The 18,622-nt window shown below is 39.9% G+C and carries 20 protein-coding genes; 8 read left to right on the top strand and 12 right to left on the bottom strand.

What is annotated here, in order from left to right:
* Positions 1–17 precede the first annotated feature (17 nt).
* From H5088_RS14175 to lexA, 4 genes are all read right to left on the bottom strand, one after another.
* Complete coding sequence (locus tag H5088_RS14175; protein WP_002959612.1) at positions 18–548, bottom strand: cytochrome c oxidase assembly protein; 531 nt, start codon at positions 546–548, stop codon at positions 18–20.
* Positions 548–2,140, bottom strand: coding sequence for a cytochrome c oxidase subunit I (gene ctaD, locus H5088_RS14170; protein ID WP_002959615.1), 1,593 nt, complete (start codon positions 2,138–2,140; stop codon positions 548–550). The genes H5088_RS14175 and ctaD overlap by 1 nt, the downstream gene beginning before the upstream one ends.
* The gene (coxB, locus tag H5088_RS14165) at positions 2,140–3,282 is read right to left on the bottom strand and encodes a cytochrome c oxidase subunit II (protein ID WP_039489140.1); all 1,143 of its coding nucleotides are present in this window, start codon (positions 3,280–3,282) and stop codon (positions 2,140–2,142) included. The genes ctaD and coxB overlap by 1 nt, the downstream gene beginning before the upstream one ends.
* Positions 3,283–3,765: 483 nt before the next feature.
* Positions 3,766–4,383, bottom strand: coding sequence for a transcriptional repressor LexA (lexA, locus tag H5088_RS14160; RefSeq protein WP_024595093.1), 618 nt, complete (start codon positions 4,381–4,383; stop codon positions 3,766–3,768).
* A gap of 167 nt (positions 4,384–4,550) precedes the next feature.
* Between lexA and H5088_RS14155 the strand changes: the two genes are divergently transcribed.
* On the top strand, positions 4,551–4,991 hold the full coding sequence (locus H5088_RS14155) for a PaaI family thioesterase (RefSeq protein WP_149603343.1): 441 nt from the start codon (positions 4,551–4,553) through the stop codon (positions 4,989–4,991).
* On the opposite strand, the gene H5088_RS14150 is transcribed toward H5088_RS14155, so the two are convergent.
* Positions 4,992–5,372: a hypothetical protein gene (locus tag H5088_RS14150; RefSeq protein ID WP_024595094.1), complete on the bottom strand. Its 381-nt coding sequence runs from the start codon at positions 5,370–5,372 to the stop codon at positions 4,992–4,994.
* 313 nt (positions 5,373–5,685) lie between these two features.
* Between H5088_RS14150 and H5088_RS14145 the strand changes: the two genes are divergently transcribed.
* Positions 5,686–6,411, top strand: a complete 726-nt coding sequence (locus H5088_RS14145; RefSeq protein ID WP_182753384.1) for a hypothetical protein — start codon at positions 5,686–5,688, stop codon at positions 6,409–6,411.
* 62 nt (positions 6,412–6,473) lie between these two features.
* Here H5088_RS14145 and H5088_RS14140 read toward each other — a convergent pair whose 3' ends face one another.
* Positions 6,474–6,794 carry a chaperone modulator CbpM gene (locus H5088_RS14140; protein WP_182753382.1) on the bottom strand — a complete coding sequence of 107 codons (321 nt, stop codon included), beginning with the start codon at positions 6,792–6,794 and terminating at the stop codon, positions 6,474–6,476.
* Complete coding sequence (locus tag H5088_RS14135) at positions 6,794–7,762, bottom strand: DnaJ C-terminal domain-containing protein (protein WP_182753379.1); 969 nt, start codon at positions 7,760–7,762, stop codon at positions 6,794–6,796. Before H5088_RS14135 ends, H5088_RS14140 begins: the two co-directional genes overlap by 1 nt.
* Before the next feature lie 231 nt (positions 7,763–7,993).
* Here H5088_RS14135 and H5088_RS14130 point away from each other — a divergent pair, with 231 nt between their 5' ends.
* The 3 genes from H5088_RS14130 (at position 7,994) to H5088_RS14120 (ending at position 10,726) form a co-directional block, all read left to right on the top strand.
* Positions 7,994–8,647, top strand: coding sequence for an endonuclease (locus H5088_RS14130; RefSeq protein WP_149603346.1), 654 nt, complete (start codon positions 7,994–7,996; stop codon positions 8,645–8,647).
* A gap of 100 nt (positions 8,648–8,747) precedes the next feature.
* Positions 8,748–10,355, top strand: coding sequence for a S41 family peptidase (locus H5088_RS14125; protein WP_182692764.1), 1,608 nt, complete (start codon positions 8,748–8,750; stop codon positions 10,353–10,355).
* Entirely contained in the window at positions 10,355–10,726 is a 372-nt protein-coding gene (locus H5088_RS14120; protein WP_182712894.1) for a hypothetical protein, read from the top strand. Before H5088_RS14125 ends, H5088_RS14120 begins: the two co-directional genes overlap by 1 nt.
* A 71-nt stretch (positions 10,727–10,797) precedes the next feature.
* Here the strand turns inward: H5088_RS14120 and hmpA are convergent, their stop codons facing one another.
* Both hmpA and H5088_RS14110 read right to left on the bottom strand, forming a co-directional pair.
* On the bottom strand, positions 10,798–11,979 hold the full coding sequence (gene hmpA / locus H5088_RS14115; RefSeq protein WP_182753377.1) for an NO-inducible flavohemoprotein: 1,182 nt from the start codon (positions 11,977–11,979) through the stop codon (positions 10,798–10,800).
* 20 nt (positions 11,980–11,999) lie between these two features.
* The gene (locus tag H5088_RS14110) at positions 12,000–13,232 is read right to left on the bottom strand and encodes an NnrS family protein (RefSeq protein ID WP_182753375.1); all 1,233 of its coding nucleotides are present in this window, start codon (positions 13,230–13,232) and stop codon (positions 12,000–12,002) included.
* Between the two features lie 279 nt (positions 13,233–13,511).
* Here H5088_RS14110 and norR point away from each other — a divergent pair, with 279 nt between their 5' ends.
* Complete coding sequence (gene norR, locus H5088_RS14105) at positions 13,512–15,068, top strand: nitric oxide reductase transcriptional regulator NorR (protein ID WP_182753373.1); 1,557 nt, start codon at positions 13,512–13,514, stop codon at positions 15,066–15,068.
* A 32-nt stretch (positions 15,069–15,100) separates the two neighbouring features.
* On the opposite strand, the gene H5088_RS14100 is transcribed toward norR, so the two are convergent.
* Positions 15,101–16,000 carry a LysR family transcriptional regulator gene (locus tag H5088_RS14100; protein ID WP_138489798.1) on the bottom strand — a complete coding sequence of 300 codons (900 nt, stop codon included), beginning with the start codon at positions 15,998–16,000 and terminating at the stop codon, positions 15,101–15,103.
* 119 nt (positions 16,001–16,119) lie between these two features.
* On the opposite strand from H5088_RS14100, the gene H5088_RS14095 reads away from it, so the two are divergent.
* A complete protein-coding gene (locus tag H5088_RS14095) occupies positions 16,120–16,686 on the top strand; it encodes an NADPH-dependent FMN reductase (protein WP_008138682.1) in 567 nt (188 codons plus the stop codon).
* Positions 16,687–16,707: 21 nt separating this feature from the next.
* On the opposite strand, the gene H5088_RS14090 is transcribed toward H5088_RS14095, so the two are convergent.
* On the bottom strand, positions 16,708–17,148 hold the full coding sequence (locus H5088_RS14090) for a TerB family tellurite resistance protein (protein ID WP_154904115.1): 441 nt from the start codon (positions 17,146–17,148) through the stop codon (positions 16,708–16,710).
* A 99-nt stretch (positions 17,149–17,247) separates the two neighbouring features.
* Here H5088_RS14090 and H5088_RS14085 point away from each other — a divergent pair, with 99 nt between their 5' ends.
* A complete protein-coding gene (locus tag H5088_RS14085; protein WP_039489163.1) occupies positions 17,248–17,628 on the top strand; it encodes a hypothetical protein in 381 nt (126 codons plus the stop codon).
* Between the two features lie 2 nt (positions 17,629–17,630).
* On the opposite strand, the gene H5088_RS14080 is transcribed toward H5088_RS14085, so the two are convergent.
* The gene (locus H5088_RS14080; protein WP_182753371.1) at positions 17,631–18,224 is read right to left on the bottom strand and encodes a hypothetical protein; all 594 of its coding nucleotides are present in this window, start codon (positions 18,222–18,224) and stop codon (positions 17,631–17,633) included.
* Positions 18,225–18,622: the final 398 nt, after the last annotated feature.

The following is an 18,622-nucleotide window of genomic DNA, read 5'->3' as shown; positions in this document are numbered from 1 at the left end:
CACACTAGTTTAAAAAGCTAGTTATTACTTGCCACCAGCTGTTCACTAATATCAAATACGGTATAAGATAAAGTTAATTCTTCAATGTCGCTTGGCAATGCGGTATCAACATAAAAAAGTAATTTAAATTCAAGCTCTTCCCCTGCTTTTAGAGGTTGCTGATCAAAGCAAAAACAGGCTATTTTATGTAAATACTTTGCCGCTTTACCTGGTGAGACTGATGGTACAGCCTGCATTACTTTATCTAGATTGCTGTTATTTTTAGCACTAAACATTACTTCACGCATTGCACCGGGTTTTACCACTACACTGTATTCTTTTGATTTAACTTCAAACGGTGCACCACTTTGTGCGTGAGTAGTAAAGCTAACGCCAACTTCTCGGTTTTGTACTATTTGTGTACTTTGCTCTGCTTGCTCAAGCGAAGGCTTTCCATTAAGCCCTGTTACATCACAAAACACGTCATACAAAGGTACTAAAGCAAAGGCAAAGGCAAACATGCCTATGCAAATAAGTACCAAACGTTTGAGTAGCGGTGCGTGTGTCATTACTTAATAACCGGCGGCGTAGAAAAAGTATGATATGGCGCTGGAGAGTCAACTTCCCACTCAAGGCCTTCTGCCCCTTCCCATACTTTTGCAGGCACTTTATCACCTCCACGCGCGCATTTAATTACCACAGCTACAAACAACAATTGCGATAAACCAAAGGCAAACCCACCAATACTTATGATTGCGTTAAAGTCGGCAAATTGAAGAGCGTAATCGGGAATTCGACGCGGCATACCAGCAAGCCCTACAAAATGCATAGGAAAAAACAGTACGTTCACGCTCACCAGCGATAGCCAAAAATGCCATTTAGCCAATGTGATATTAAACATATTGCCCGTCCACTTGGGCAGCCAGTAATAAGCCCCCGCCATTATCGAAAATACAGCCCCTGTTACTAATACATAATGAAAGTGCGCCACTACAAAATAAGTATCGTGATATTGAAAATCAGCAGGTGTAATTGCCAGCATCAATCCCGAAAAACCACCCAAGGTAAACAGCACAATAAACGCAATACTAAAAAGCATTGGCACTTCAAAAGTTATTGAGCCTTTCCACATTGTGGCAACCCAATTAAATACTTTTACTCCTGTAGGTACCGATATAAGCATGGTCGCGTACATAAAAAACAACTCGCCAGCGACCGGCATCCCAGTGGTAAACATATGATGAGCCCATACAATAAAGCTCAATAGTGCTATGGAGGATGTGGCGTATACCATTGAGGCATAGCCAAAAAGTTTTTTACGAGAAAAGGTAGGTACTATTGTAGATATAATGCCAAAGGCAGGAAGAATCATAATGTATACTTCGGGGTGACCAAAAAACCAAAAAATGTGTTGGAACATCACCGGGTCGCCACCGCCTGCGGCATCAAAAAAGCTGGTCGCAAAATACTTATCGGTAAGTACCATAGTGACAGCCCCTGCAAGCACTGGCATTACGGCTATTAATAAAAAGGCAGTAATTAACCACGTCCATACAAATAAGGGCAACTTCATCCATGTCATGCCTGGGGCACGTAAGTTCACTATGGTTACAATCACATTGATTGCGCCCATTATTGAGCTAATTCCCATAATATGTACGGCAAATACAAACAATGCAGTATTATCATTACTGTATGTTGTGGACAGTGGTGCATAAAAAGTCCAACCAAATGCAGGCCCCCCACCAGGCATAAATAACGATGCCAATAGGATTAAAAACGCAAACGGTAAAATCCAAAAGCTCCAGTTATTCATTCTTGGCAATGCCATATCTGGCGCGCCAATCATGAGTGGTATCATCCAGTTAGCAAGGCCTGTAAAGGCGGGCATAACCGCACCAAACACCATAATTAAACCATGCACTGTGGTCATTTGATTAAAAAAGTGAGGGTCGACCAACTGTAAACCTGGTTGAAATAATTCAGCCCTGATCACCATGGCCATTGCGCCACCAATTAAGAACATGGTCAGCGAAAAAATTAAATATAAACTACCTATATCTTTATGATTAGTTGTGTAAAGCCAGCGTTTAAAACCTTTAGCTGGGTGATGAGCATGATGAGCTTCATTGGCGTTAGGTTGTTCTACTATGCTACTCATTAGTTCGCCTCCACTTTGGCATCAAGTGCTGTCTGTATTTGACTCGGTTGAATAACATCACCCGTATCATTACCCCACGCATTACGTTTATAAGTAATAACCGCAGCTAATTGCTTTATAGATAACTGCTTGGCAAAAGCTTGCATTGCCGTACCGGGTCGTCCATGGATAACTACATCAATGTGATCTTTTATATCGCCAAGCACTATCGGGCTGCCTTTAAGTGCAGGAAATACGCCCGGTAACCCCATGCCAGTAGGTTGATGACATGCAGCACAATTAGCCATATATACTTGTTCGCCTAAAGTCATTAATTCTTCTTTTGGGAGGGTTTTATCAAGTAATGCGGCATCTGCTAATGCTGCTTTTTGTTTAGCCTGCTTTGCATCTGCAAGCCATGTTTTAAAATCAGCCTCAGATTTAGCGACCACCACAACGGGCATAAAGCCATGGTCTTTACCACACAACTCAGCACATTGGCCTCGGTAAGTACCTTCTTCGTTTATGTTCGTCCATGTTTCGTTTATAAAGCCGGGGTTAGCATCTTTTTTAACTGCAAAATCAGGTACCCACCAAGAGTGAATAACATCGTCAGAAGTCATTAAAAATCGTACTTTTTGATTTATTGGCAGTACAAGAGGCTTATCAACCTCAAGTAAGTAGTTAGGATTTTTATCTGCAAGATTCGCGATTTCATCTTGCGGGGTAGATAAAATAGAGTAGAACTCTACATCTTCACCCATATATTCATAATGCCATTTCCATTGCGAACCCGTAATTTTAATAGTGAGATCAGCTTTGCTGGCATCTTCCATTGCAATTAGGGTTTTAGTGGCTGGTACTGCCATAGCAATTAAAATAACAAACGGAATTGCAGTCCAAAGTATTTCTACTTTAGTGCTTTCGTGAAATTGGGCAGGTACAGCCCCTTTAGATTTACGGTGATGAATAAGTGCCCAAAACATAATTGCGAACACTATCACCCCAATCACACAACATATTATAAATATGGTCATGTGCAGCTGATATACATTATTGCTTATATCGGTTACGCCTTTGCGCATATTGTATTGGCTGTTAGCCAAAACTGGGTGCGAAAAAACACATAATATAAGCCACAAGGTAGAGGTCAGTTTACCCATGTGACGGCTCCTTTGATGCTATTGCGAATGCAAAGCGAAGAGGCATACGGCTTAAACGCCAATTCGTTATTTTTATTTTTTTAGCCAATCTTATTTAATATTGATTGGTTTTGCTGCGCCAACAACGAGTTTGTGTATATTGTGTGTTCTCAAAACTAAAAAGCTGTGAGTTATTATTAGCTCAGCACATTAACAATTAGCTAAAAAACGAACAACAAGCAAGTTTTAGTATAAAAAACAATCAGGTGATATTGAATAATTAATAAAAAATCGGTAATCAACTGGGCAACAGAAAGTTCAAAATATGAGCAAAACAAAGGGGTTTAACGCATTCGGAGGGGGGAAATATAAGTGCAAAAAAGTTTACAGCTTAAATAGTCAGTGGGCTGTTTACGCCCTATTTTTAGTACAAATTTTAAAACAAAAATGCGTACTAGTTAGTACGCATTTATAAAACTGCTTGTTTAAAAGCTATTTTTAAAGTCACATCCAATCAGCGTTTCTTATAACGCCAACGGCTAAGCCTTCAATATTAAAAGACTCATTCTCAAGATCTACTTCAATAGAGTCAAAATCGTCGTTTTCAGCATGAAGTAATACTTTACGACCCGCTTTCTCAAGACGTTTTACAGTTACGTCTTCGTCTAGGCGAGCAACAACAACTTGTCCGTTTTCAGCGGTTTGAGTACGATGTACAGCAAGTAAATCACCATCCATAATACCAATATCTTTCATGCTCATACCGTTAACGCGTAGTAAAAAATCTGCAGCCGGTTTAAACATTAATGGATCGATTTTGCAGTGACTTTCAACGTGCTCTTGCGCCAAAATAGGTGAACCAGCAGCAACACGCCCTATAAGCGGTAAACCTAATTGTTCTGGCTCTTCTTCTTCAATTAATTGAATACCACGGCTTGCACCTGGTTTCATTTTAATTGCGCCTTTTTTAGCAAGTGCTTTTAAATGTTCTTCAGCAGCATTGGCACTTTTAAAACCTAATGTTTGCGCTATTTCAGCACGTGTAGGAGGCATACCAGTGTCTTTAATAAAAACTTTAATTAGTTCGAGTATTTGAGCTTGGCGGTTCGTTAATGGTCGCATACAACTGGTTTTCCATACAGTACATTTAACTGTGAGTATATACAGTTAAATAAAAATCGCAAATTTAAATTAAGCCTTAAAATAGCTAAAGTAATTTCACTTGTGTACATTTTAGGGATATAACTAAAGCTAAGTTTATAAATGATTAAAAATGCAAAGGAGACATTATGAGTATTTGGTACCAGCCCATCACCTTAGAGCTGTGCAAGCAGTTAGAGCAAGGCATTAATGGCCAAGGAACATTAATGAAAACTATGGGGATAGAAGTCACAGAAATTGGCGATGATTATTTGGTTGCCACAATGCCGGCAATTCCTGAGCATCATAACCCAATGGGCATGGTTCACGGCGGTGCTAACGTTGTACTTGCCGAAACAGTTGCCAGCTATGCCGCTAACTTTGTTGTCGATTTTACTAAATTCTACTGTGTAGGGCAGGAAATTAGCGCAAGTCATTTAAAAGCATCTCGCAACGGCACTTTAACAGCAACGGCTAGAGCGTTTCATATTGGCAAACGTAGTTCAGTATGGGAAATAAAAATTACAAATAGCCGCAATGAGCTGTGCTGCGTATCAAAAATGACCGCAGCAGTCGTAGAGCGAAGATAGTTACTTTTCGATTGGGTAAATGGTAATTTCCATACCCGCACCAATCGCAGATATACGCAATAATGTATCTGCATCTAAGGCTTGATTAAAGCACTTAGGAGAAGTCCCTGATTCAAAACCAATATCAAACGTTCTACGTGAACAGCTTAACCATTGCTTTAGCGCGTTACGCGAACACGATTCAATAAGCTCACATATATGGTTTATGGCTTTATCAGGTGTGCTCACCTCACCTGTAGCTTCAATACGCGCTAGTTGACGGTATTCGTCTTTGTCATAATGTAAAATCGTCGCGACTTTTTTCAAGTCCGCCACTAGCAAACTAATATCTTGCTTTGATTCAAGCTCAAGATCTACATTTAAAAATTGAATTTCCGACATCGTTTCGTATTTATCCTCTAATAATTTCATTGCAAACTTTAACGCAGTTTTACCGTTATACCAAATCAACTATGCCCTAATAACCACTTTATATGGATATTTCGCAGCTTTTAAGTATTTTTTAGCATTTAAAGCTAGCTGGATATCAAACATCCAGCTCAATTAAACAGATAAGTCATGTTAGGAATTTAAGTGTAATCTTTTTTATTTTTAAATGATTACAGTAAGCTATAGTTTAAACTGCGACAAAATGTCGCAGTAACTTATCCCATTAATGTAATAAACTAGCCTCTAAAAATAATAAGACTAAAACATGAATAAAAAAATATTTAAGCATGCTCGCAAGTTACATAAATGGTTAGGTTATTTATTAGCACTACAAATTTTAGCATGGTTACTAGGTGGTTTAATTATGAGTGCACTCCCTCTTGATAAAGTTCATGGGGAGCATCTTGCTACACGTACTCTTAATAACCCATTTACGCAGGCTGATTATGTTGCCTCCCTTGACGATATTGCCTCTCAGGTGGTTAATCCAACACAAATAATTTTTGAGAACTTCTTAACTACACCACTTATTACTGTCTTTAGTAATAACGAGCAGCAAAGCTTCAATGGCATAACAGGCCGACCATTTGAACCGCCAACTAAAATACAAACTACCGCAAATGCTAAAGCACACTTACTTATTGACGCTCAAGTAACAAGCGCTGTACTACTAAAGCAAGGTATGCGAGAAGTTGGATATAAAACCAATGTTTGGCAGGTACAATTTGACGACACATTTAACACAACACTGTACTTGTCAGAAAATAATGGCAAAGTTGTTACCGTTCGCAGCACGCTGTGGCGAATATTCGACTTTTTTTGGATGTTACATATTATGGATTACGATGAGCGAGAGGATTTTAATAATCCACTGCTTATTAGCTTTTCAGCAACCGGTGTACTTTTTTGTTTAAGTGGAATATTACTACTTATACAAAATATACGACTAAAACGATTTATCCGAATTAAAAATAAGAATAAATCAAAGTAGTCATATTGGTTTTTGAGAGCTAGCGCCCACTTATCAAAGAGTAAATAAGCCTAGGGCTTATTTTATTCCAAGTGCTTAAATCGACTCAAATGTCGCTTTAACATTTCGTTTTCGAAAATCAACTCATCACGCTCATCCAGCAATTGTAAAACTAAAGCTATTGCCGACCAATCTAACGAAAAGTCATGTTGGATACGGACCGCTTTTTTAACTAAGGTCACTGCAGATACCGTAAATTGCCACTGCGTAACATGATCCCCCTCAATTGGAACCGCAATATTATGCTCAACTAGCTCATATAAAATTGCTTCGCTAATATCACTGCTCAAACATAGCTCTTTGCTAGTAAGTAAATCGTCTTTTTGTGTCACGATAATTTGCATTATGGCTTGCTCCAGTTATTACGGGGATCAAAGTGAGCTTTTTTGGCTAATTCTTCCCACAGTTTTTTACTGGCATCATCAACAGATGTTGGATTAACAATTTTAAGCACAGCAAATAAGTCACCTTTAGCTTTTTTACTCATTAATCCCTTACCTTTAATACGCAAGCGTTGACCAGACTGACTGTTAGAAGGAATAGTTAATTGGATATTACCTGTCAACGTAGGTAAATTTAGCTTTGTACCAAGAGCCGCTTCCCATGGTGCAAGAGGGACAACTATATTTAGGTTATGACCCTCAACATCAAATAATGGGTGAGGCACTAAACTAATTTGTAAATACAAGTCGCCATTTTGCCCATTCGCTGACCCTAATCCGCCTTGCCCTTTTAGTCGAATTCGCTCGCCATTTACTGAGCCTGCAGGAATTTTCACTTTAAGTGATTTTTTAATTTCAGTGACACGGCCACTGCTGTCTCGCTGCGGTAACATAAAGTCAACAGGCTTAACGGTATCAACTAAAGTCTCTTCAAGAAAAATTGGGAACTCTATTTCCACATCTTGTCCTTTTTGCGCGCGAGCGGCGTTACTTCTGCTCTGCCCGGAACGATCGAATCCACCAGCTCCGCCAAACATTGAATTAATAAAGTCAGAAAACTCTTGGTCGGTTTGAGGATCGCTTTGCTGATAATTACTTTGCGAAGAGGCATTGTTACCACCATAATGGCCTTGCTGTTGACGAGAACGATTTTGTTGATGACGACGTAACTTGTCGTATTTTACACGTTCTTCTTTGTTATGAATGACTTCGTAAGCTTCTGCTATTTCTTTAAACTTATCTTCTGCTTGAGGCTCTTTGCTTACATCTGGGTGATATTTTCTGGCTAACTTTTTATAAGCAACTTTAACCGCTTTATCATCTGCATCAGGCGATATTCCAAGCACTGCATAATAATCAACAAATTTCATTTGCAATCCAAATCCTCATATTGAGTAAGCTTTAAGCATACTCCTTAACGGGTAACCTTGTGTGGTTAAAATACGATAAATAGTGAGAAATAAATGAATAGTGAAAATAACTTTGAGTAAAAAATTAATCAGGCACTTTTTAGTAATATAAGCGTTGGCCTTAAGTTAACTTTATCTTTTATCTTCAAGGCTTTAAACTGCCTATTCCTGTAGTTCACATTTGTGATGGATATGACTCGATTTATTCTGGCCTTATTGGCTTGTTGTGTGTGCGTTTCGGTATCAGCTGAACAATTTACCCGTTTTTCAACGGCTAAAAGACATTTAATTAAAACCCTACCTGACAACGCCAAAAGCATTTACTGCGGCTGTGATATTAAAAAAGAAGGCAAAAAACTCGTTCCTGATCCGTCTAACTGTGGTTACATTCCTCGAAATACCCTTACCCGCTCAGGCAAAGTAAATGTGCGAGCACTACGCATTGAGTGGGAACACATTGTTCCGGCGTGGGAATTTGGTCACCAGCTACAATGCTGGCAAGATGGCGGGCGTAAAAACTGCCGTAAAGTAAGTGCTAAATTTAGAAAAATGGAAGCTGATATAAATAACTTAGCGCCAGCTATTGGCGAAATTAATGCCGACCGCTCTAATTATCGTTTTGGTATGCTTAGCGAAAACGCCACACAATATGGTCGTTGCGAAGTAAAAGTAAACTTTAAGCAACGTGTAGTTGAACCGCCTGTTTATGCACGAAAACGTATAGCTGACACCTACGCTTACATGCAAAAAACATACGGTTTAAAAATCTCTGATAAACAGCAAAAGTTATTTAATGCATGGCAAAAGCAAGCATTCGCAGATACAAGTAGTGCGAGCAAGCTCTAAGCTTTAACACTCATTTACATAAATCAAAGTTATAAATATTGAATAAACGAGCGAGTGTTGTAATATTTTAAACAACTTATTTACAAAAAAGCCCTTAACTATGTTTAAAAATAATAAAACCTCGCTTGCCATTTTCACTGCATTTGCGGGCTTTGCTTTGACCGGTTGTGGCGGCGGCGGTAGCGGTATCGACTCAGCCCCTGTAGTTACAACACCTGTTAGTAGCAGTCCAACATGGACTGCGGGTGTATTTGAACCCTCTAACGATTTAAAAAACTTTTGCGAAACCCCGCGTACGGGTAACGATCCCTTTAATAACAACGAGCCTTACCCAGATCAAGCTGGTTCTGCCCTTTATGAAAAACTCTGGCTTCGCTCTTGGAGCGACGAAACCTACCTTTGGTATGATGAGATTGCCGATAACGATCCTGAAAGCTTTGCCACAGTAGCCGATTATTTTGCCCAATTAAAAACAGAGCAACTTACCGACTCAGGGGCAAAAAAAGATAACTTTCATTTTTCAGAACCTACTGAAGATTACTTTCAAGAAGCGCAATCGGGCGTTACTTCTGGTTACGGTATAAATTGGGCGTTTATTGGCGATACAGCCGACCGTATTTTACGCGTCGCTTATCTTGAAGATGATTCACCTGCAAGCCAAATAGGCTTTCAACGTGGTGATACTGTACTTTCAGTTGACGGTGTTAGCATTAATACCAATACACAGTCGGGTGTAGATACGCTTAACGAAGGCTTATTTAGTCCTACTAACGGCGACTCACATACTATTGTTGTACGCAGTAACGATGGCGCCGAAAAAACATTTAACGTAACCGCTGGCAATATTGAACAAACACCGGTTCAAAATGTTAAAACGATTACAACCGCAAATGGTTCAAGCGTGGGTTACATGCAATTTAATAGTCATATAAGCATTGCCCAAGAAGGGCTTATTGATGCAGTAAATAAGTTTAAAACCGATGGTATTGATGAGCTTGTAATCGACTTTAGATATAACGGTGGTGGTTTATTAGCACTGTCGGCACAATTGGCTTATATGGTTGCCGGTAATGCCAACGTTAACAACCGCTTTTATTATCAAACTCAACAAAACGATAAACAACCCGTTGATTCGCCTTTTCCATTTATTGATGAAGAAATAGATTACTCTACTTTTTTTAGCACAGGTGAAAACCTACCTGATTTAAACTTATCGAAGGTTTATGTATTAAGCACATCAGGCACCTGTTCGGCATCAGAAGCTTTTATTAATGGTTTAAAAGGTATAGACGCAGAAGTTATTTTAATTGGCGATACAACCTGCGGTAAGCCCTATGGCTTTACCCCAACTCATAACTGCGCAACAACCTATTACACTATTCAATTTAGTGGGGTAAATAGCAAAGGATTTGGCGAATACGCTGCGGGTTTTACACCAACCCCTACGCCACAATTTGATGCTGATGTTCAAGGTTGTGAAATTGAGGACGACTTTGATCATCAGTTAGGCGACAGTGACGAGGCCGTTTTAGCCACCGCATTGTTTCATGTTGAAAATGGCAATTGCCCAATTAGAACGGCTGCTGCAAAAGCAGAGCCAGCTAATTTTTCAAGCTCTCGTGAATCTCTCATTCCTTTAAATATGCCTGAGCAATTTACCCAGCGTAATATGGACTTAACTTGGCCAACACTGAGTGAGGAAAGGTAATGGATAAATTATTACTCCCATTAGCTACCTTATTCGCTTTAGGTGGATGCCAAAGTGTAAATAGTGATCCCGCTAAACCCGCTATATTAACGAGCGTTAATCCTAGCGTTATTGCAACACTACAACAGGCAATTCAACAAGCTAAGGGAGGCGCATTAGTAACACTTTCCGATTCCGTATTTACTAAACGTAGCGAACTGCTAATTGATCATGCAATGAGTAAAGGGTCTGATGGCAGAGTAATTATGGGCGCGCATAATATAAAATCTGAGAAGTTTATTTTGCAACTACGTAATAACCAATGCGAGCTTTACTATCCTAAAAAAGAGCTTACTACAGTACTTGAAGGTGTGACCTGTAAAGAGTTATAAAGCACTTTATTAGCGTTTATAAAAAGGCGCGCAGCACATCGCTGTACGCCTTTTTCTATTTTAAAGCGTTATTACAAGTCTTCATGCGGACCAAACACTTCATAATGAATCTGCTCGTTTTTAACACCTAGTTCAAGTAACTGCTTTTTTATAAATGCCATAAAACCGGCAGGACCACATAAGTAAAAGTCGCCATTACTCAATGGTAGCTGTGCTTGTACTGCATTTAGGTTCATTAACCCAGTAAAGTCAGCGCCCTCTCTCGCTTGGTTAAACCACGTTATTGTTTTCAAGTGGTTATTCTGCGCTGTTAGATCATATAAATATTTTGAAAACGAATGTTGCTGAGTATTTTCGCAAGCATGTAAATACATAATCTCTTGATTAGAATTGTCACTTAATAACGTTTCAAGCATAGCCAGCATTGGCGTTTGCCCAACACCTGCTGAAATGAGAACCACTGGACTTGTGTTATTGCGTAAAAAGAAGTCTCCTGCCGGCGGGTATAACTCAACAATAGTGCCTTGCTCTAATGAGTGTAAATAATTAGACACCATGCCAGGCTTTGGCTGTAGCTCTTTTTTAACACTAATACGGTAGTTTTTAGCGTTACTTTTTTGTGAAATAGAATACTGGCGAATTTCTTCATATTCAGCGCCCTCTGGCTTAACTTTAATACCTAAATACTGCCCTGGTTTATGTGTAATAACAGCTTCGCCATCAACTGGCGTAAGTGTAAAACTCGTTACTAGTTCTGATTCGGCCTGTTTGTTGGTTATTTCAAATTGCCGAGTTCCCGCCCAACCACCGTGTTTATTTTTACTGTGCTCATACAAAGCAGCTTCTTCGGTTATACAAATATCAGCAAGTACGCCGTAAGCTTCGCGCCAAGCGTATTCAACATCGGGAGTAAATTGCTCAGGAAGAAGCTCTTTAAGCGTACCAATTAAGTGTGCACCTACAATAGGGTAATGCTCAGGTAAAATATTCAAGCTTGTATGCTTATGATTAATACGTGTTAGCGCTTCTTTTAATACGGCTAAATTATCAATATTTTGTGCATACGCAGCCAATGCATTAAAAAGTGCAAATTGCTGACGACCTGTATCTTGGTTCGCCATATTAAAAATATTTTTAAGCTCAGGATTATGACTAAATAAACGCTTATAAAAATGATCGGTAACAACCGTACCCGCCTGCGCTAATAACGGAACTGTGCTTTTTACAATCTCAATGGTTTTATCAGATAACATATGTATTTCCTATGGATGAACTAACCACGACGCCCATCAACACGACGCCGCGTTAATATAGGTGTGCAGTGAATTAAAAATAATGAAAAAGCTACTAACCACAGCAAAGCACTTATTTGCCAAGCAAGGTGAGGCCTAATAATAAAAGGGAGTAATGAACGAGTAATAGCGGCCACAAGCAAAAATGCAAAAGCAACAGCCATGTAATGAGGAATAGCGAGTGTACGCCCTGTATGACCATGCGATACACGCGTCATCATTGCTAAAATCATCATACCTATTGTGCCAATAGTGATTAAGTGCAGCGCATCTTTAAATTGCATTGCACTGCTATAAAAGCTAAATGCAACCATCATTAACCCTACGCCTAACGCTAAGTAGGAAAAATGTAAAGACCATAACAACGGCACTCTCAATACCTTGCTATCCCACCAACAACCAGCCCTAAGCAGGTGGAGCGCAGCAACAGTTGCAACAACTAACGCAGGATTAATCGTGTTCAAAAACAACTTGTTGATGAAAAATAAAGTGATAGCCACAATAGATAAATACATAACAGCTTTATCTATTTTAGGAGTGCGAACTTGTGCGGCTAACCCCAGACCTTTAGCGGTAAAAAATGGTAAAACGCGGCCCGCAACAATGCCAACTAGTAAAGTAATAACCAGCACTGCGGTATCAACCACACCAAGTGCAAGCTGCATGTTTTGTTGTAAAACAAGTATTAAATACAATACATTGAGCCCACAAAGCACAGCTAAAATAGCTAAAAACGGATAGTTACTTTTGCTATTGGCTTTTAATAACATATTAGCCAACGCGGTTATGGCGCCTAGCCACCAAATAACTTGTAATGTAAGTGCAGCATATAAATTAAAATGAGCAATATCTGGCAGTACTACAAAAAATGCTAAGCGCGCTGCAAGCCATATAAACGTAAGCCACATAAGGGCTTTGCCACTTATGCTCGGCACGCCTGTCCACGTTTGTGCTGCGGTAAGTAAAAAGCCAACAGCTACAACTCCTGCAAAGCCAAACAGCATTTCGTGCGCGTGCCATAATGTCGCAGGTATCGATAAGTGCCAACTTGCATGGCCTGTTAAAATAAGTAGCCAATACCCCACTGACAAAAATGCCAATAAACCACCGCCTAAAAAGAAAGGCCTAAAAGCTAGCATCCATAACGGCCATTGAGATACTTGATGAATAGCAACGCGTGCTGGCATTGGCTCAGTTAAGTTTATAGGGCGCATTATTTTATTTCCTGCCCTACACCATACTGAGCAAAAAAGTATTCAGCGCACGCTAGTGCCTCATGCAGTGAACTAAACTGTGTTTGATTATTTAAATTATTCAGCATTAGTGTGTTCATGGCGATCTCTGTAACTAACTACGTTACTTAGCTATTACACATACTGTGCCAACAAGTTTAATTAATTAAATTCAACAAGTTAAATTAAATCACTTTACAGTGTGAGTCTTTATGACCTACTATAAATTAACTCATAAAAACACAAATAGGTCATTTTGACGTGAACCAGCAATTCAACCTTACACAAGTTGCTCTAGAGCTTGCTCAAAGTACACTACACGAGCATAGCTTTGATCAATTACTAGCAACGGTTGAGCGGGTTATTCCAAGTGATGCAAGTGCGTTATTAGTGCTTCAGGGCGAACAATTAAAACCACTGGCAATTAAAGGATTAATGCCCGACAGTTTAGGCAGACGATTTAAAATAGTAGAACACCCTCGCCTAGAAGCTATTTGCAAAAGCACACTCGCGCTTCAATTTGCGCACGACTGCCCACTACCCGATCCATACGACGGATTACTATTAGCTAAAACCGGCGACATACCGGTACATGCATGTTTAGGTTTACCTCTTTATGATAAAAACGCGCTACTTGGCGTACTTACGTTTGATAGCCTTAACGCCAATGCATTTAACAGCATAAGCGCTGATACACTCAATACCTTACAAACGCTGTGTAGCGCGCACTTTAAAACGGCCTTAGAACTTGCCCATTACAAACAGCATGCACAGCACTCAAGTGCATTAGTACAAGAACTAAATCGTGAAGCATTAACACGTGACGGCGGTGAAATTATTGGTCAAAGTCCACTAATGCAAACACTTAAAAACGAAATTAAACTCGTTGCAGCATCTAACTTTAGCGTGCTTATATTAGGTGAAACAGGGGTAGGGAAAGAGCTTGTTGCACGTAATATTCACTTAAATTCAGCTCGAAAAGATCAACCGCTTATTCACTTAAATTGTGCATCGCTTCCCGAAAACCTCGCTGAAAGTGAATTTTTTGGTCATGCGAAAGGGGCTTTTACAGGCGCACAAAATTCGCGCCAAGGTAAATTTCAATTAGCTGATGGCGGCACGTTATTTTTAGATGAAATTGGCGAACTACCCCTTGCCATGCAAAGTAAACTATTACGAGTGCTACAAAGTGGCGAAATACAAACGGTAGGAGAAGACACGCCAAAGTACGTAGATGTACGCGTCATTGCCGCAACCAACAGAAATTTAAAAGAAGAAGTAGCTCAAGGTCGCTTTAGAGCCGATTTATACCATCGCCTCAGTGTCTACCCTATTACTGTGCCACCACTTAGTAAACGCGAGCACGACATAACACTCTTAGCTGGTTATTTTATTGAGCAAACAGCCCGTAAATTAGGGATAAAACAATTAAAACTAAGCCCTGAAGCGCAAGTACTGCTTAATCAGTACAGCTGGCCAGGTAACGTGCGCGAGCTTGAACATGTCATTAGCCGCAGCGCCCTAAAAGAAAAACAAAGCCAATGGCAAAATCCGATAATAACCATTACAAGCGAGCACTGTGACTTAACACCGAGTGCGCCGCAAAACTCTCTAGTAGCAAGCCAAAGTACAACCAACACCTTAATCAACCAACCTTTAAAGCAAGCTGTAGAATCGTTGCAATACAACGTAATTACCGAGCAATTAAAGAAGCATAACTACAACTGGTCAGCAGCAGCAAGAGTACTTGAATTAGATAGAGCAAACTTAGTACGCTTGGCTAAACGCCTAGGGATAGAAGTAAAAAAAACACTATAATCATTTAAAATACAGCTAACACGCTGCTAAAACTATTGATTAGCAGCTAACTTACTAAAGTGTGTTTTTAACAACCCTGCAAAAGCTTGTACTTTAGCAGTACGATGCACTAAGTGATGCGTGACTAACCATACATCGGTAGGCCAGCTTAACTCACTGTGCAATATAGGCACTAAATCAGGATATTGCGCCGCTACGTCATGTTGTAATCCGCCAATGCCTAGCCCTTTAATGATTGCACGAGTCGCTTCTGCAGTTTCAGATACTCGCAGCTTTATTTGCGATGCAGGAATGTGCTCATCAGCCCATGCAAAATAAGGCACGCGGGCATTAAAACCTGCCACGCCCGATACAAAGTTATGTTGTTGTAAATCAATTAATAATTTAGGCATACCGTATTTATTAATGTAACGTTTATTAGCGTATAAACCCGATGAAAGCTGCGCCAAATGCTGAGCAATATAATCGCCTTCATCAGGTCTTGGGCCTGCACGCACTGCAATATGTGCTTGTCCGTGATCGAGCCTTAGCCTTTTTTGTTCTAAAATAACCTCAAGCTGCACTTGTGGATGTAGCGCCTGAAATTGCTCACATACATCACCAAGGACATCCATGAAGCCACTTACCGTCGTTAGCAACAAACTACCTCTAAGGGTGCTATCGGCCGCTACTATATCGTTATGTAACTGCTCTAAGGAGCTATGGATTGTTTGTGCTGTTGCAAATAACTTGGTGCCAATTTCAGTAACCTTGTAGCCACGAGCATGGCGATGAAAAAGCCGTGCATTTAAGTTTTTTTCAAGATTATTAATTCGCCTAAGCACTGTGCTGTGGTGCACATTAAGCTCCTCGGCCGCTGCTGTTAGCGTGCCTAACCGTGCTACTTCGAACGCAACTTTAACGTCTTGCCAATCTTCAAATTTTATCGCCATGCTGCCTACCTTTTACTTATGTGCATATACGCACACAAGTGTTGCGTTTATTAGGGTTTTCTACAAGTGAAATTTTGCTACATTAGTCATGTAACTTAAAACATTAAAAGGCCACTACCATGTCAGCACCAAAAATTATCGCCCTAGCTGGAAGCCTTCGCCAAGAAAGCTTTAACCAAAAAATTATTAATGAGGCAGCACGTTTTGCTCTACAAACAGGTGCTGAAGTAGAAGTAATAAAACTAAACGAATTAAACATCCCACTATTTAACGAAGATATTGAAGCGCAAGGTACACCAAGCGATGTACAGCTTTTAAAAGATAAGCTACGTACAGCCGACGGTATTTTACTAGCAAGCCCAGAGTACAACGGCTCTATTACCGCAGCACTAAAAAATGCGATTGATTGGGCATCGCGTACAGAGCAAGGTGCTGTTCCTGCTTTTCGTAATAAAGTGGTCGCTTTATTTGCAGCATCGCCTGGTGGGCTTGGCGGCTTACGAGGTTTAAATCATGTGCGTGATATATTAAGCGGCATTGGATCGTTAGTACTTGCCGATCAACTTGCAGTACCCGCTGTGCACACACTGTTTAATGAGAATGGGCAAATAAATGAACCTGTAACGGCTGAAAAAGTATCAGCCCTCGCTCATCAGTTAGTAAGCGTTGCAAGTAAGTTAAGATAACTTGCACGCCTAAATAACTAATTACTTTGTCGCTGCTATTTTGGCGGCGATAAAGTCGGTATGCGTTACATATAAAAGCCCTGCTACTTTACGTATAACGTAGTCTTCTTGGGGATCTATTTCTCCATCGGCATACGCTAAGCGCCATAATAACTCTATTATTTCTATTCGCTGCTCCGCGCTACAATGCTCATTAATCTGTTTTGAAAACTGAAAGTAATCTATCGAATCATCTAAGCTACTTGCCGCATTATTAGTAAGCTCATTAACCTCAGTGTCTGTTAAATTAAAGTACTTTTTTAAGGTTACAGTCAGGGTTCGTTGTTCATCATGTTCAAGCTTGGTATCTGCGCGCATAACTTCAATTAATAATGCAGCAACCGCTGTTTTTAAGTCGTGCTCTTGCATACTTGGCTGCTGTTCATCGAATACAGCAAAAAGTTGTTTTATTTGTTTGAACATCACACTTTCCCTTTTTGGGTGTTAGACTAATACGTAAAGAAATCGACCTTATTACTCTTATTAATGGGTATAAAGTTCGCAAATTAAAGGATACATTTTATGAAAGGAATAAACACACCACGCTTATTTATAGGCGCTACGCTGGTGGCCCTTTCGAGTGCAAATACTGCACTTGCTGAAAAAGCCGAAACCGAGAAGCTCTACGACTTTGATAACAAAGTACATTACTACCAAACACAAATTGGCGAAGACAACTATAAAATAGAAATCCAGTCAGACGATTACAAACACTTTACGAATCAAAGTGTATTTTTGTTACGTCATGCTGACCGTCTATGCCGCGGCAATACCTTTATGTTGAAAGTACTTGAAGGCGTGCAAGAGTACGAACGCTTTCCAACAAAACCACGCGCTTACCAACCAGATTTAAGTGTTTTACTCCAATGCGAAACTAAAGAAGATACAAGTAAAGGTAAGTAACCTTAGTCTTTATAACCCCAAGGTGCTGATGGTGGAATAATCGGTTTAGTTAAATCAAAATCCACCTTAAACTCACGTCCTTGACGAATTAATCGATAAGTAAATACTTCTGGGTAAATATACATTTGCCATGTATTACCTACAGACTGCGCAAGACCTTGTTTTACAAATAACTCTTTAGAGTATTGGTCTGCTGGAAACGACTGCATTTGCGCAAACCCTGCATCAAGCGTATGGCCACCATACATAGTTGATGCGTCGTCTGTTCCATCTCTATGACGATGATCGTGCTTTAAACTCAAGCCGCTACCCGTTTTAGTTATGATCCACGTACGTGATGCATCGTCTCCTACATGAAACGGTACTTGTAACTCAGTCTCACTACATTTACGTACATGCATAACCAGTTTTTTATCTGTAAATGAGCTTGGGCCTTTCGCGTTATCTACCGCTACTTCACCTTCAAAAGCTTTACCGCAATGCGCTGCGATACTATTAAAAAAGGCATCATGAGTAGGAATAGACACTAACGGTGCAGGGCGTGCAAAAGCTGTCGATGAAGCAACTATTAAAGTTGCTACAGTTAATAATTTCATTTGTTTCTCGTTATAGTTATTTTAAAACACCTGTAATAGTACAGTTTTCTTAAGTACTTTATTAGAAGTATCTATATAAAAATGAGAGCGGGACAACTAGATAAAATTTTAAGTAATGATTAACGACTAAAAACCTCTGCACTCATTAACAATCCTACTTTTATAAATATTAATTGCACACTTCTAGATGTGATTTTAACGTCGGGAGTCGCTACGCTCACCCGGCCTACGAGATGGGTGTTGCTGTGAGTGGATGATAATTGCGCACATTTCACTTTTCTGCAGACGTAAAAAAGCCCGACTATTTCTAGTCGGGCTCTCTACAATTTGAAGCCTGGTAATGTCCTACTTTCACATAGCAAATGCTACACTATCATCGGCGCTGTTTCGTTTCACTA

The organism is Pseudoalteromonas sp. SR43-3, from assembly GCF_014163875.1.
Taxonomy (GTDB): domain Bacteria; phylum Pseudomonadota; class Gammaproteobacteria; order Enterobacterales; family Alteromonadaceae; genus Pseudoalteromonas; species Pseudoalteromonas distincta.
Note: the sequence above shows the minus strand (reverse complement) of the source record. Positions and strands in the feature narration are given on the sequence as shown.

Excerpts from the sequence above, each read along its gene's own strand:
- H5088_RS14130 (WP_149603346.1), top strand. The coding sequence starts at position 7,994 with ATGACTCGATTTATTCTGGCCTTATTGGCTTGTTGTGTGTGCGTTTCG.
- H5088_RS14150 (WP_024595094.1), bottom strand. The coding sequence starts at position 5,372 with ATGTCGGAAATTCAATTTTTAAATGTAGATCTTGAGCTTGAATCAAAG.
- H5088_RS14140 (WP_182753382.1), bottom strand. The coding sequence starts at position 6,794 with ATGCAAATTATCGTGACACAAAAAGACGATTTACTTACTAGCAAAGAG.
- coxB (WP_039489140.1), bottom strand. The coding sequence starts at position 3,282 with ATGGGTAAACTGACCTCTACCTTGTGGCTTATATTATGTGTTTTTTCG.
- H5088_RS14100 (WP_138489798.1), bottom strand. The coding sequence starts at position 16,000 with ATGGCGATAAAATTTGAAGATTGGCAAGACGTTAAAGTTGCGTTCGAA.
- H5088_RS14085 (WP_039489163.1), top strand. The coding sequence starts at position 17,248 with ATGAAAGGAATAAACACACCACGCTTATTTATAGGCGCTACGCTGGTG.
- H5088_RS14175 (WP_002959612.1), bottom strand. The coding sequence starts at position 548 with ATGACACACGCACCGCTACTCAAACGTTTGGTACTTATTTGCATAGGC.
- lexA (WP_024595093.1), bottom strand. The coding sequence starts at position 4,383 with ATGCGACCATTAACGAACCGCCAAGCTCAAATACTCGAACTAATTAAA.
- ctaD (WP_002959615.1), bottom strand. The coding sequence starts at position 2,140 with ATGAGTAGCATAGTAGAACAACCTAACGCCAATGAAGCTCATCATGCT.
- H5088_RS14095 (WP_008138682.1), top strand. The coding sequence starts at position 16,120 with ATGTCAGCACCAAAAATTATCGCCCTAGCTGGAAGCCTTCGCCAAGAA.
- hmpA (WP_182753377.1), bottom strand. The coding sequence starts at position 11,979 with ATGTTATCTGATAAAACCATTGAGATTGTAAAAAGCACAGTTCCGTTA.
- H5088_RS14135 (WP_182753379.1), bottom strand. The coding sequence starts at position 7,762 with ATGAAATTTGTTGATTATTATGCAGTGCTTGGAATATCGCCTGATGCA.
- H5088_RS14155 (WP_149603343.1), top strand. The coding sequence starts at position 4,551 with ATGAGTATTTGGTACCAGCCCATCACCTTAGAGCTGTGCAAGCAGTTA.
- H5088_RS14090 (WP_154904115.1), bottom strand. The coding sequence starts at position 17,148 with ATGTTCAAACAAATAAAACAACTTTTTGCTGTATTCGATGAACAGCAG.
- H5088_RS14080 (WP_182753371.1), bottom strand. The coding sequence starts at position 18,224 with ATGAAATTATTAACTGTAGCAACTTTAATAGTTGCTTCATCGACAGCT.
- H5088_RS14145 (WP_182753384.1), top strand. The coding sequence starts at position 5,686 with ATGAATAAAAAAATATTTAAGCATGCTCGCAAGTTACATAAATGGTTA.
- H5088_RS14125 (WP_182692764.1), top strand. The coding sequence starts at position 8,748 with ATGTTTAAAAATAATAAAACCTCGCTTGCCATTTTCACTGCATTTGCG.
- H5088_RS14110 (WP_182753375.1), bottom strand. The coding sequence starts at position 13,232 with ATGCGCCCTATAAACTTAACTGAGCCAATGCCAGCACGCGTTGCTATT.
- H5088_RS14120 (WP_182712894.1), top strand. The coding sequence starts at position 10,355 with ATGGATAAATTATTACTCCCATTAGCTACCTTATTCGCTTTAGGTGGA.